General features: G+C 67.8%; 10 protein-coding genes and 1 tRNA gene. 7 read left to right on the top strand and 4 right to left on the bottom strand.

Features of this window, described 5'->3' with window-relative positions:
• Positions 1-76: 76 nt before the first annotated feature.
• A tRNA-Ala gene (locus tag ACTOWL_RS02855) sits at positions 77-152 on the top strand.
• 51 nt (positions 153-203) lie between these two features.
• Here ACTOWL_RS02855 and ACTOWL_RS02850 read toward each other — a convergent pair.
• Positions 204-521, bottom strand: a complete 318-nt coding sequence (locus ACTOWL_RS02850) for a hypothetical protein (RefSeq protein ID WP_441319675.1) — start codon at positions 519-521, stop codon at positions 204-206.
• A 25-nt stretch (positions 522-546) separates the two neighbouring features.
• Here ACTOWL_RS02850 and ACTOWL_RS02845 point away from each other — a divergent pair, with 25 nt between their 5' ends.
• The 4 genes from ACTOWL_RS02845 to ACTOWL_RS02830 all read left to right on the top strand — a co-directional run bounded on the left by ACTOWL_RS02845 (position 547) and on the right by ACTOWL_RS02830 (position 7,148).
• The gene (locus ACTOWL_RS02845) at positions 547-3,120 is read left to right on the top strand and encodes a xanthine dehydrogenase family protein molybdopterin-binding subunit (protein WP_441319674.1); all 2,574 of its coding nucleotides are present in this window, start codon (positions 547-549) and stop codon (positions 3,118-3,120) included.
• A gap of 113 nt (positions 3,121-3,233) precedes the next feature.
• Complete coding sequence (locus tag ACTOWL_RS02840; protein WP_441319673.1) at positions 3,234-3,971, top strand: GntR family transcriptional regulator; 738 nt, start codon at positions 3,234-3,236, stop codon at positions 3,969-3,971.
• 72 nt (positions 3,972-4,043) lie between these two features.
• Positions 4,044-5,294, top strand: a complete 1,251-nt coding sequence (locus ACTOWL_RS02835; protein WP_441319672.1) for a Bug family tripartite tricarboxylate transporter substrate binding protein — start codon at positions 4,044-4,046, stop codon at positions 5,292-5,294.
• 78 nt (positions 5,295-5,372) lie between these two features.
• Positions 5,373-7,148, top strand: a complete 1,776-nt coding sequence (locus ACTOWL_RS02830; protein WP_441319671.1) for a thiamine pyrophosphate-binding protein — start codon at positions 5,373-5,375, stop codon at positions 7,146-7,148.
• Between the two features lie 58 nt (positions 7,149-7,206).
• Here the strand turns inward: ACTOWL_RS02830 and ACTOWL_RS02825 are convergent, their stop codons facing one another.
• The 3 genes from ACTOWL_RS02825 to ACTOWL_RS02815 form a co-directional block, all read right to left on the bottom strand.
• Positions 7,207-7,989 carry a class II aldolase/adducin family protein gene (locus tag ACTOWL_RS02825; protein ID WP_441319670.1) on the bottom strand — a complete coding sequence of 261 codons (783 nt, stop codon included), beginning with the start codon at positions 7,987-7,989 and terminating at the stop codon, positions 7,207-7,209.
• 132 nt (positions 7,990-8,121) lie between these two features.
• On the bottom strand, positions 8,122-10,212 hold the full coding sequence (locus ACTOWL_RS02820; protein ID WP_441319669.1) for a tripartite tricarboxylate transporter permease: 2,091 nt from the start codon (positions 10,210-10,212) through the stop codon (positions 8,122-8,124).
• A gap of 63 nt (positions 10,213-10,275) precedes the next feature.
• Positions 10,276-10,428, bottom strand: coding sequence for a hypothetical protein (locus ACTOWL_RS02815; RefSeq protein WP_441319668.1), 153 nt, complete (start codon positions 10,426-10,428; stop codon positions 10,276-10,278).
• A 156-nt stretch (positions 10,429-10,584) separates the two neighbouring features.
• Between ACTOWL_RS02815 and ACTOWL_RS02810 the strand changes: the two genes are divergently transcribed.
• Both ACTOWL_RS02810 and ACTOWL_RS02805 read left to right on the top strand, forming a co-directional pair.
• Positions 10,585-11,691, top strand: a complete 1,107-nt coding sequence (locus ACTOWL_RS02810; RefSeq protein ID WP_441319667.1) for a LysR family transcriptional regulator — start codon at positions 10,585-10,587, stop codon at positions 11,689-11,691.
• A gap of 168 nt (positions 11,692-11,859) precedes the next feature.
• Positions 11,860-12,231, top strand: a complete 372-nt coding sequence (locus tag ACTOWL_RS02805; protein WP_441319666.1) for a tautomerase family protein — start codon at positions 11,860-11,862, stop codon at positions 12,229-12,231.
• The last annotated feature ends 158 nt before the right edge of the window (positions 12,232-12,389 follow it).

The raw sequence follows: 12,389 nt of genomic DNA, 5'->3' as shown, positions 1-12,389 counted from the left end.
CGGGGCGGATGAATAAGATCCGCCCCCGCCGACGCCCCCCGGAAAACACGCCGGACGGTGCGTCGCCCAGAGTTTCGGGGCCATAGCTCAGCTGGGAGAGCGCTACAATGGCATTGTAGAGGTCAGCGGTTCGATCCCGCTTGGCTCCACCAAACAGATCAAGGGCTTAGCTGGAAACGGCTAGGCCCTTCTTCTTTTCCGGGTCACCAGACGGTCCCCGCCACGGCCGCGCCGGCCTCAGGGCATGACCAGGGCGCCGCCGATGGATCGCGCGCCAGGGCGGCCTCGGCCTCGCGCCACCTGAAGACGCCGCCATTGCCCGCGCCGGTGATGGCGACGCGGACCTCGGCCGGGGCGTGGCGGGCGACGAAGCTCGCCGCCATGGCATAGCGCGACGCCGGATTGCGGAACTTGGCATAGCCGGCGCCCGCCGGGATCGCGAAGACGATGCGGGTGACGATCTCGCCTTCCTCCAGCGCGGTGGTGTAGAGGCCGCGGAAGAAGTCGTCGGCCGGGACCATCCGCCGGTCGGTGTGGACAATGCCCTTGTCGCCCGCCCGCGGCCGGGCCGCGTTGTTGCTCTTCGTATTAATGTATGACAGTATGGCTGACAATGAAAAGCAAGCATCGAAGGCGGGCTTGCGGGGCGGCGCATTTCAGGGTCGATGGGGCCGTCCGCAACCGTGCCGAGGCCCCGGGCGGCATGAAGCCGGAGACGCCGGCGCGCGAGATCGAAGACAAGAACAGCTGACGGCGGATCCAAGTCGTCGGGACGATCGCCGCCGCTTTCGCCGATCCATCATGGCCGGAGGACCGATGCCCAAGATCGGACAGTCGCAGCTGCGATTCGAGGACGATGCGCTGATCCGGGGAAACGGTCGCTACACCGCCGATCTCCGCGTGCCGGGGGAAGTGGTGGCGGTGATTCTGCGGTCTGCCGTGGGCGCCGGCGAGATCCAGACCCTCGACCCGTCCCCGGCGGCGGGCCTTCCCGGCGTGCTCGCCGTGCTGACCGGGCAGGACATGGCGGCGGACGGCATCGGCAGCTTCGAGCCGCGCCTCCGCTTCCCCGGGCCGGACGGCACGCCGATGCGCATCCCGCGCTTCCCGCCGATGACGACGGGATCGCTGCGCTATCTCGGGGAACCGGTCGCGTTGATCCTTGCCGAGACCCGGGCCCAGGCCGAGGACGCCGCCGAGGCGATCGTCCTCGACATCGACGAACGGCCGACCGTGGTCGACTGTCTCGCCGCGATCGGCCCATCCGCACCCCTGGTCTGGGACGAATATCCCGACAATCGGTCCTTCGTGTTCGAACAGGGCGACGGCGCGGCGGTGCAGCATGCCCTGGCGACGGCGGCGCATGTGGTGCGGCAGCGGCTGCGCATCTCCCGCGTGACCGCGGCGGCGCTGGAACCGCGCAGCGCCCTGGCGTCGTTCGATCCGGCGACGGGGCAGTACCGGCTGGAGATCGGGACGCAATCACCGCACCGCATCGCGGCCGAGCTGGCCCCCGTCCTGGGCGTGCCGACGGCGTCGGTGCGGGTGGTCGCCCGCGATTGCGGCGGCTCCTTCGGCATGAAGAACGTCGCTTATCCGGAATATGCGATCGCCCTGTGGGCGGCGCGGCGGATCGGCCGGCCGGTGCGCTGGACGGCGACCCGGCTCGAATCCTTCCAGGCCGATGCGCATGCCCGCGACCAATGGGTGGATGCGGCGCTGGCGCTGGCCGAGGACGGCACCTTTCTCGCTCTCGAGGTGGATGCGGTCGCCAATCTCGGTGCCTATGTCGGCCCGACGGCGCCGCATTCGCCGACGGCAAATCTCGGCGGCCTGGCCGGCGTCTATCGCACCCCGCACATCCATGTGCGGGTCACGGGGGCGATGACCAACACGCAGCAGACCGCCGCCTATCGCGGCGCCGGCCGGCCCGAGGCGACCTATGTCATCGAACGGATGATCGATATCGCCGCTGCCGAGATCGGCATCGACCGGATCGAGCTGCGCCGGCGCAACCTGATCGATCCCGGCCAGATGCCGTTCAAGACCGGGCTGGTCTTCACCTATGATTCGGGCAACTTTCCCGCCATCCTCGATCGGGCGCTCGCCCTCTCCGACTGGGCCGGCTTCGCGGTCCGCCGGGAGGCGTCGCGGAGGCGCGGCCGGCTGCGCGGGATCGGCATCGCCAACCCGATCGAGATCGCCGGAGGGCCAACGGCGAAGCCGCATCCGGAGTTCGCGCGGCTGGTCGTCGATCCGGACGGGTCCGTCTGCCTCTATGCCGGCTCATCCGACACCGGCCAGGGGCATGGCACGGCGTTTCGCCAGATTCTCGGCGATGCGCTCGGGATCGTCCCGTCGAAGGTCTCCATCGTCACCGGGGACACCGGCCTGGTGCCGCAGGGGACCGGCAGCTTCGGCTCACGGACTCTCTCCGCAGCCGGCACCGCGATTTCGCGCTCGATCGATGCCGTCGTGGAGAAGCTGAAGGACCACGCCGCGGATCTGCTGGAGACCGCCGCCGCCGACGTCGTCTTTTCGCACGGCGCCTATGTCGTCGCGGGCACCGATCGGCGCCTGGCCTTCACCGATGCCTTGGCGGGCCTGTCCGCACCGGTCATGGCGGAGACGTTCAGCAGCGCGGATGGCGCGACCTTCCCCAACGGATGCCATATCTGCGAGGTCGAGGTGGATCCCGAGACCGGGGCGGTCGAGATGCTCGGCTATCTCGTCGTCGACGATGTCGGCCGGGTGATCAACCCGCTTCTGGTGAAGGGGCAGATCAGCGGCGGCATCGCCCAGGGCTTCGGCCAGGCCCTGATGGAACAGGCGGTCTACGACGAGGCCGGGCAACTGCTGTCCGCGACATTCATGGACTACGCGATGCCGCGCGCCTGCGACGCGCCGTCTTTCGTAATCGAGAGCTTCCCGGTGCCGACCGCCGCCAATCCGCTCGGCGTCAAAGGGGCCGGGGAAGCCGGTACGGTCGGAGCGCTCTCCGCCGTCATCAGCGCGGTCTGCGACGCCCTCGGCGCCTTCGGCATCAGCCATCTCGACATGCCGGCGACGCCGCACCGGGTCTGGCAGGCGATCCAGGACGCCACGAGCCGGCAAGGTTGAGGGCCGCGCCATGATGGCGACGGGCAGCTTGTGCCGTCCGTCGGATTATATCACGGTATGACGAACTGATCCGGAATGTCACCGGCAACGCGGGAGAGCCTGTGGGAACGACGATGGACAACGCGGCGGGCAAGAAGCTGGGCCCGGTGCAGCACGAGGCCGCGCCGCTGCGGAACAAGATCATCATGTCGCTGCGGCGGGCGGTCGAGACCGGCGTCCTGGAGCCTGGAACCCGGCTCGTCGAGAAGGATCTGTGCCAGCAGCTCAATGTCAGCCGCACGTCGCTGCGCGAGGCGCTCCGCCAGCTCCAGGCCGAAGGCCTGCTCACCGACTTTCCCAATCGAGGCCTCGCGGTGGTGCAGATCTCGGCCGAGGATGCGGAGAACATCTACCGCATCCGGGGCGTGCTCGAGGCGATGATCGTCGAGCAGTTCGTCGAGAATGCGCCGGACCGGGAGGTGGAGGAGCTGCGCCGGCACAGCGAGGTGCTGAAGGACGCCTATCGTTCGGGCGTCGCCGAGGAGATCGTCGCGACCAAGCGCGATTTCTACGACAGGATCTGTTCCGGGGCCCGCAACCCGATCGCCTTCGACCTGATCAACAAGCTCACTTTGCTGACGTCGCCGCTGCGACGACGGTCGGTGGTGCGCCCCGAACGACAGAGCCAGAGCATCGCCGAGATCGAGGCGATCGTCGACGCGATATCCCGGCGGGATGCGGCGGCGGCGCGTGCCGCAGCCCAGACCCATGTGGCCAATTCCGCCCAGTCGGCCCTGCACACCGCGGCGCCCGCGGCCGACGGCGACCGGCGACCGGCGGCGCGCAAGGTCCGGACCACAGGGGCGGCATAGGCGCGGATTTCCCGTCCTCGGCCACGAGGCTCGCCCGATCGGCAACGACGCCGACGGCGAAATCCCACAGCGATGGATCGGCGGGCAGGTCATGACGGCCTCCGGGATCTGGCAGCCGCGAAGGCCGGCCGGATCTCAGCCGGACGGTTGCACCGCCCTGATCTTTGTCATACGGTACTATCAACATTCGGTAACACGAACCGCGGACGACATCAACGAACCGCGCCGCCGCCCAACGGGGCGGACAGGGGATGCTTCATGGGAGGTCGACGAATGTCCAAGTCATTTCATTGGGTTCAGGCGGCCGCTGTCACAGCATTGCTGTTGACGGCGCAATCGGTGTCGAGCATCGCGCGGGCCGACGAAGTCGAGGATTTCTACAAGGGCAAGGTGGTCACGATTCTGATCGGCCATCCGCCCGGTGGATCCTTCGATCTCTACGCGCAGTTGGCGGCCCAGTATTTCAGCAAGCACATCCCCGGCCAGCCGACCGTGGTTGTCCAGGGCATGCCGGGCGGCGGCGGGTCGCTAGCGGCGGCCTATTTCGCCAACAAGGCCCCGCATGACGGAACGATGCTGGCCCTGCTGCCGGAATCGCTCGCCCATACCCAGCTACTGGAACCCAAAAGCAGCCGGTGGGACGTGTCTAAGATGCGCTACATCGGCTCGATCGCCGATGTCACCTCGGTCATGATGGTGCGGAACGGCGCCCCCGGGCAGACCGTGGAGCAGTTCCACGACGTTCAATCGAATGTCAGCTGCAGCGGCCGCACCACGTCGAGCTCCCAGGCCGCGGCCATGCTCAAATACTTCACCGGGGTGAAGTTCAACATGGTCTGCGGATACGACAGTGCGACGGCGAGCATCCTCGCGGTGTTCCGCGGCGAGGCCGATATCACCACCACGGTCTGGACCAACTGGACGGTCAACTACCGCCAGCAGATGGACGCCGGCGAAATCCGTCCCGTCGTCCAGTTCGGAACCAAGCGGCTGACCGACCTGCCGGACACGCCGACCGCGATCGAGCTGGTCCAGGATCCCAAGGCGAAGGAAGCGCTGGAGTTCTTCGCGGCGGGTGGCGACATCGGTCGCGCCCTCCTGGTACCGCCGAAGACGCCCGACGATCGGTTTCAGGCGCTGGCGAAATCCTTCGACGAACTGATGACCGATCCGGACTTCCTGAAGGACGCCAAGACGCGGTCGATCCCGATCGCCCCGACCAACGCGGCCGGTGTGCAGCAGAGCGTCGACCGGATCTTCTCAACGCCCCCCGAGGTGATCGCGCTCCTCAAGGAGGCGATGGAGAAGGGGTTCGAGAACTAGGCAGCCGGGGGCGCCGTCCGTCGGCCGCCGCCCACCCCTTTTTACCCCCTTTGTGCACTGAAAGGCGCAGGACCCCCGATGCAGGAACACAGTGCGCGGAAGCGGTTCGTCCCGATCGAGCCGAGCGAGCCGAAATACGGCAGCGACCTCGTGGCTGCCGCCCTCCGGGAACAGGGCTTCCCTTACATCTGCCTCAACCCGGGGGCGAGCTATCGGCATCTGCACGACAGCCTCGTCAACTTCCTGGGCAATGAGCGGCCGAAGATCATCCTCTGCATGCATGAGGAGCATGCGATCGGCATCGCCCAGGGCTGGGCGAAGGTGATGGACCGGCCGCTGGCCGCGGCGGTGCACAGCAATGTCGGCCTGATGCATGCATCCATGGGCATCTTCGACGCCTGGTGCGACCGGACGCCCGTGGTGGTGATCGGGGCGACGGGGCCGCTCGACGCGACCCGGCGGCGGCCCTGGATCGAATGGATCCACTGTACCATCGACCAGGGTGGGCTGGTCCGCAACTTCACCAAATGGGATGACGAGCCCGGATCGCCGGAGGCCGCGGTCGAATCGATCCGCCGCGCCACCATGCTGGCCTCCGCCCGCCCGTCCGGCCCGGTCTACGTCAATCTCGACGTCACGCTGCAGGAGATGGAACTCGAGGCCGTGCCCAAGCTGCACGACATCTCCCGCTTCCGGGCGCCGGCCGATCCGGAGCCGCCGCGCGCGGAGCTGGAGCGGGCGGTCGACATCCTGGCCAAGGCCAGGCGGCCCTTCATCCTGTCCGGCCGGACCTCGCGCAGCGAGGCCGGGTGGCGCGAGCGCATCCGCCTCGCCGAGCTCACCGGCGCCAGGGTGATCACCCATGTGAAGCTGCCCTGCAGCTTTCCGACGACCCATCCGCTCTTCATCGGCGAGACCGGGTGGAAACTGTCGGCCCCGGTCCTCGCCCAGCTCAAGGACAGCGACGCGGTGCTCAGCCTCGACTGGCTCGACCTGGCCGGGACGCTCAACCAGGCGTTCCCGCCGGGATCGGCGAGCCCGCCGGTGATCAGCGCCTCCAACGACTTCAACAACCATCGCGGCTGGAACATGGACTACCAGGCGCTGCCGGCGGTCGAGGTCAATCTGCCGACCGTGCCGGAGACCGCGACCGCGCGCCTGGTCGAGGCGCTGACGCCGCTGAAGGGCGGGACGGTCCCCGCCTATGTCCAGCGCCGGCTGACGGTCGACCCGCCGGCCGCGACCGGGCCGATCAGCCTGATGGACCTCGCTCGCGCCTTCAACGTGGCGACCCGTGATCAGAAGGTCGGCATCGCATCGCGTCCGCTCGGCTGGCCGAACAACGCCAACGAGCTGGAGCACCCGCATGACTATTTCGGCCACAATGGCGGGGGCGGCGTCGGCGCGGGGCCCGGCATCGGCATCGGCATCGCCCTGGCGCTGCGCGATCTGAAGTCGGACCGGGTCCCGGTCGCGATCCTGGGCGACGGCGATTTCACCATGGGCGTCAACGCCCTTTGGTCGGCGGCGCATGAGCGGATCCCGCTCCTGTTCCTGATCGCCAACAACCATTCCTATTTCAACGACGAACATCATCAAGGCCAGGTCGCCCGCTCCCGCGGCCGGCCGGTCGAGAATGCCTGGGTCGGTCAGCGCATGGAGGATCCGGTGCCCGATCTCCTGATGCTGGCGAAGGCGCAGGGGATCGACGGGGAGGGGCCGGTCGACGACCTCGCCGATCTGCCGGGCGCGCTCGCCCGCGGCCTCGCCGCCGTACGGGCCGGGCAACCCTGGGTCATCGATGTCCGGGTGCCGCCGGAATACTGCCGCGATCCGCTGATCGAACTGGCGTAGACCGGAGTATCGCGCCGCTGCCCGCGTGACCCGGTCAGGTCACGCGGGCAGCGGCGACTCAGCGCGCGAAGCCCGGGTCGAGCGATTCGGCGAGCCGGAGATACGACCGCCACTCGACGTCGCTGTACGACCGTTTCTGTTTCTTCTGCACGATCTGCCGGCGCGTAAGATCGAGGACCTCCTGCGGGATCGGCCGGATCTCGGCTCCCGTCGCCATCAGCCGCTCCTGCAGCTCGCAGGCCGCGATCAGGCGACGCATATACATGAAGGCCTCCTGGACGGAGCTTCCGACGCTGAGCAGGCCGTGATTCCGCATGATCAGGAGGTGCTTGTCGCCGAGGTCGCGCAGGATGCGCGGCACCTCGTCCTCCTCCTGCGCGAAGCCCTCGAACTCATGATAGCCGACCTCGCCGTGAATGTGGCAGCCGGTCTGGTCGACGATGACCAGGCCGCCCATGGTGCAGGCGATCACCACCCCGGCCGCCGCATGCACATGGATGGTGGAATTCAGGTCCGGCCGCGCCTTCAGGATGCCGCTGTGGAAGTTGAAGCCGGCGGGGGCGAGCTCGGCCTCCGCGTGGCTGAGGATCCTGCCGCCGAGATCGACGGTGACGATGGCGGACGCAGTGATCTCGTTCCAGCCGAGCCCGTAGGGATTCATCAGCATCCAGTCCGGCCTGCCGGGCACGCGGGCGCTGATGTGGTTGGAGATCACGCGGTTCCAGTCGAGGTGGTAGCCGAGCCGGAAGGCGGCCGCCAGAGTGACGCGGAGCGCCCATTCATCGTCATCCGGCCGATGCAGCAACAGGCCGCGATCCGTGGGCGGCTGCACGAGGGTCATGGCGGTCTCCCTTGGCTGGTCGGCAAGCCGTCATAGTGTCATACAATCATACCGATACTTCGCCCGCGCCGCGACTCGAAACGGCCCCGATCCAACGGGCGTCTGCTCGGTCCGGGGCGGTCGCGACCACCCTCAGAGGATGCCGGAGACGGCGTCCCGGAGCGCCGGGACCGCATCGCCGAGGACGGATTCCGGCCATGGCACGTTCAGGACCTGGTCGAACAGGATGAACATGCCGATCCACAGGATGCCCGTGACGGCGATTGCGGTCGGCCAGCGCACCCGTCCGTCCACAACCATGAACAGCAGCATGAACAGGAGCAGGCTTGGCAGGAGGCCGATCAGGATGATGCCGGCGAAGGTCGCGACGAGCCAGAGCGCCATGCAGCCGATGCGGCGATAGACATAGCCTTCGGGCAGGCCGTCCAGGGCGTCGGCCTCGCTCCGCCGCCGGATCGGACCGACTGGTTCTCCGGAGCGCTTCTTCATGTATGTCGCGAGCACCATGAAGGCGATCACGACGAGGCCGGCCGAAGCGACCGTCCGCGGCATCAGCTTCGCCGCGAATGTCCAGTCGGACGAGGTCAGGAAGGCGGCGGCGAAGACGAGGCCCCAGACCATCCAGATCGTCGGCGCCGCGATGCGATCGACCAGGCTCGCGGGGACGATCTGTCCGGCCCCTCTCTCCATCGCTGCCGGCACCGCCGCTGCCGGCGCGGTCGCTGCCGGTTCCGCCCTGCGGGTCCGGCGGCGGCGCAGGAATTGGACCGCGCGGAAGGCGAGGAGCACGACCGGGATCAGGAAGATGACGATGACGCCGGGGCGTTCGAGCCAGGAGAAGCCATAGCGGCTCGTCGAGATGAAGAGATATTGCTCGACCAGGCGGCCCAGCACGACGCCGAGCAGGATCGGCGCGCGGGCCCAGCCGAACCGCTTCATCGTCCAGCCGATGACGGCGAAGACCAGGAGGACGACGATGTCGCCGATGTCCCGGGTCGCCTGGTACGCGCCGATGAAGACGATCGAGAGGACGGTCGGCGTCAGGATGGCCGCCGGAATCAGCGCCATCTTGGCGAGCTGTGAGACGAAGGCGAAGCAGATCAGCACGCCGACGACGTTGCCGATCATCAGGCTCCAGACGATCGTATAGGTGACGTCGAGCTGTTCGGTGAGCAGCTTCGGGCCCGGCTGGATGCCGTGCATGATGAAGGCGCCGAGCAGGATCGCCATGGTCGCGCTGCCCGGAATGCCGAAGGCGATGGTCGGAATCAGGGCCCCGCCCTCGCGCGAGTTGTTCGCGGCCTCGGACGCGATGACGCCGCGGACGTCGCCGGTGCCGAAACTCTCGGTGCCGCCCTTCACCGCCCGGGCGGCGGAGCCGTAGGCAATCCAGTCGATCGCGGCACCGCCGAGGCCGGGCACCGAGCCGAGCACCACGCCGAGCCATGAGCTGTTGAGGACGATCCGCCAATTCCGGAGCGCGTCGCCGACGCCGCGGAACTGGTCGCGGACGAGGTTCGGGCTGCGATGTCGCGCGATCGTCTTCTTCGAGGCGGCGACGTCGATCAGTTCCGGAATGGCGAAGAGGCCGAGGACCAGCGCTTCGAGCGGAATGCCTTCCCACAGATAGAGGTTGTCGAAGGTCCATCGCATTTCGCCGGTCTGGCCCTCGTTGCCGACGGAGGCGAGCAGGACGCCGAAGCACGCGGCGACCAGCCCCTTCAGGATGGCGCCTTGACTCACTGCGGCGACGAGCAGGAGCCCGAGCACGCAGAGCGCGAGCAGCTCCGGCGTGCCGAAGGCCAGCATGAAGGGCCGGAGGATCGGGATGGCGACGCCGAGGAGCACGGCGCCGAACAGGCCGCCGAGGAGGGAGGCGGTGTAGGAGGCGCCGAGCGCCCTGCCCGCCTCGCCTCGCCGCGCCATCGGATAGCCGTCCATCACGGTCGCCGCCGAACCGGCCGCCCCGGGAACGCCGAGGAGGATGGACGGGATCGTGTCCGCGGTCGGCGTGACCGACCACATGCCGATCAGGAACGCCAGGGCCGTGTATGGGTCCATGGCATAGGTGAAGGGCAGCAGCAGCGCCATGCCCACCAGCCCGCCGATGCCGGGAATGACGCCGATGAACAGACCCAGCACCACGCCGACCATGATGATGAGAAAACGATGGAGGTCGAAGACGACACTCAGTGCCGCAATGGCCTGATCAAGAAGATGCATGCTCCCTCCAAGGGACCTGCCCCAGGCCGCCCAACACAAATGACATCAACATTTCGGGTTGTCTCAGAATGCGTCGCGCTCCGGCACGGCATAGTGGCGCCAGCCGGGGATGTCGGCGACCCCGCAAAAGGGTTCGCCGAAGGGGCGGTCGATGTCGATCAGTTCCCGATGGTCGCGCAACACCCGCAGGAGCTCGCGAAAATCCCGATATGGCATTCGTCCTCCCAGCCCGGGGAGCGGCGCGCACGACAACGGGACGGACCGGCTTGGCGGCCGGCGAAGCCGGCACGCCAAGCGCGCTGCCCACAATCGTTCATCGCTCGTCCCAAGAAGCGGTTCCACAGCCGCGCTTGGCGCCTGGGTCCGCGTATTATGATCATTCTGTACGACAATGTTGATCCAGGGGGATCGAGGTGGCAAATTCAAAACGCGAAAGGGATTATCATGTCGGTGAATTTGGCGAAGATCGAGCTGAAGCTCCTGGTGGTGTTCGACGCTCTCATCGCTGAGCGGAACGTGACCAGGGCGGCGCACCGTCTCGGCATGTCCCAACCGGCTTTCAGCAATGCCTTGAACCGGCTGCGCAGCCTTTTGAACAATCAGCTCTTCGTGCGCACCGGCAACGGCATGATCCCGACGCGCAAAGCCGAGGACCTCGCCGAGGCGGTACAGGGCGCCCTCCGGCAATTGGAAGTGGCGCTGGAGCCGACGACGTTCGAAGCGCCGGAGGTCGAGTGGACGTTCGATCTCGCCGTTTCCGATTATGCGTCCGTGGTGCTGTTGCCATCGCTGATCGCCCATGTCGCCGAGGCGGCCCCCGGCGTGAAGCTGCGCATCACGTCGAAGCCCAACGGCGAAGTGCTGGGATTGCTCGATGCCAATGAGGCCGATGTCGCGATCGGCATCATCCCGGACCTGCCGGGCCGCTTCGGCCGCGCCGATCTGTTCGGCGATCGCTACGTCTGCATGATGCGGCAGGATCATCCGCTGGCCGGACGGCCACTCGACCTTGCGGGATTCACGGCCGCCGAGCATCTCGCGATCAAGCCCGGAACGGATGAGGTCAGCCGCGCCGATCGGCTGCTGGAGCGGAACGGGGTGCGCCGGCGGACGATCACGACCGTGCATCAATTCCTCGCCGCCCCGGCGATCGTCGCCCGGTCGGACATGATCGTGCTGGTGTTCGAGCGGATGATCGGCGCGTTCGATGCGAAGAATTTCTACTTCTGTCGGGTCCCCGTTGCCGATATGGGGGTGCGGATCAGCGCGGTGTGGAACCAGGCGCAGTCCGGGCGAGCCGCGCACAAATGGTTGCGGCGGCAGATCGCAGCTGTCGGCCAGTCGTTGGCGAACAGCGACCGGTCGGGTGCCGTGACCGAGACGCCGTCGGCGCCGGGAGCCTCGGGGCGGATCGACGAGGCGGCGGCAATCGGAGTGTCAACGCGGCGCTCGTCCTCGTCGATCACCAGATCGGCCTGATGACGGGTGTGCGGGACTATTCGACGGGAGAGCTGAAGCACAACGTCGTCGCTCTGGCGAAGGCGGCCAAGGCGCTCCATCTTCCGATCGAGTCACGACCACGGCGCGCGACAGCTTATGGGGGCCGACCTTCCCCGAGCTAGCGGCGCAGCGCGGGGAGTGTCTTCGATGCCTCTGTATACGGTGACGACGCAGGCCGGCGCCCTCGGCGCCGAGGCCAAGGCCGGTCTCGCGGCCGAGCTGACGCGATTTCATTCGGACTATGCCGGCGTTCCGGAGGACTGGATCAAGATCGTCTTCCTGGAATACCCGCCCGGGAACGGCCTCAGCGCCGGAAAGCCGTCCGCGACGGTGGCGCTGACCCTCCTGATCCGGACCGGCCGGTCGCCGGAGTACAAGCGCGGGCTGATCGCGCAGCTCTGGCAGCTGCTGCAGTCCGCGACGGGAGCGCCCGATGACCGGATCGTCATCGGTGTCCAAGAGGTATCGCCGAGCCAGGCCATGGAGATGGGGCAGATCATGCCGGAGGTCACGGGTTAGCCGGATGGGCCCGCGCCACCGGGCACCCGCGAGGCCTTAATGACAACGCGCTGCGGCGCTGGCAGTCTTACGCGAGCGATGATCCTCCGGCTCCCCACCGCATCATGACACGCGCCGATGCCTTTGCGCGGTCGCCCATCGTGCCGGGCGCTCCGTCC

Origin of the sequence: Inquilinus sp. CA228, assembly GCF_052078665.1 — a bacterium.
Taxonomy (GTDB): Bacteria; Pseudomonadota; Alphaproteobacteria; order DSM-16000; family Inquilinaceae; genus Inquilinus.
This window is presented reverse-complemented; position numbering and strand designations above follow the sequence as displayed.

Bases quoted from the DNA above. Each gene is read 5' to 3' on its own strand.
- ACTOWL_RS02840 (WP_441319673.1), top strand. From the start codon at position 3,234: ATGGACAACGCGGCGGGCAAGAAGCTGGGCCCGGTGCAGCACGAGGCC.
- ACTOWL_RS02835 (WP_441319672.1), top strand. From the start codon at position 4,044: ATGGATCGGCGGGCAGGTCATGACGGCCTCCGGGATCTGGCAGCCGCG.
- ACTOWL_RS02815 (WP_441319668.1), bottom strand. From the start codon at position 10,428: ATGCCATATCGGGATTTTCGCGAGCTCCTGCGGGTGTTGCGCGACCAT.
- ACTOWL_RS02810 (WP_441319667.1), top strand. From the start codon at position 10,585: ATGATCATTCTGTACGACAATGTTGATCCAGGGGGATCGAGGTGGCAA.
- ACTOWL_RS02820 (WP_441319669.1), bottom strand. From the start codon at position 10,212: ATGCATCTTCTTGATCAGGCCATTGCGGCACTGAGTGTCGTCTTCGAC.
- ACTOWL_RS02805 (WP_441319666.1), top strand. From the start codon at position 11,860: ATGCCTCTGTATACGGTGACGACGCAGGCCGGCGCCCTCGGCGCCGAG.
- ACTOWL_RS02825 (WP_441319670.1), bottom strand. From the start codon at position 7,989: ATGACCCTCGTGCAGCCGCCCACGGATCGCGGCCTGTTGCTGCATCGG.
- ACTOWL_RS02850 (WP_441319675.1), bottom strand. From the start codon at position 521: ATGGTCCCGGCCGACGACTTCTTCCGCGGCCTCTACACCACCGCGCTG.
- ACTOWL_RS02830 (WP_441319671.1), top strand. From the start codon at position 5,373: ATGCAGGAACACAGTGCGCGGAAGCGGTTCGTCCCGATCGAGCCGAGC.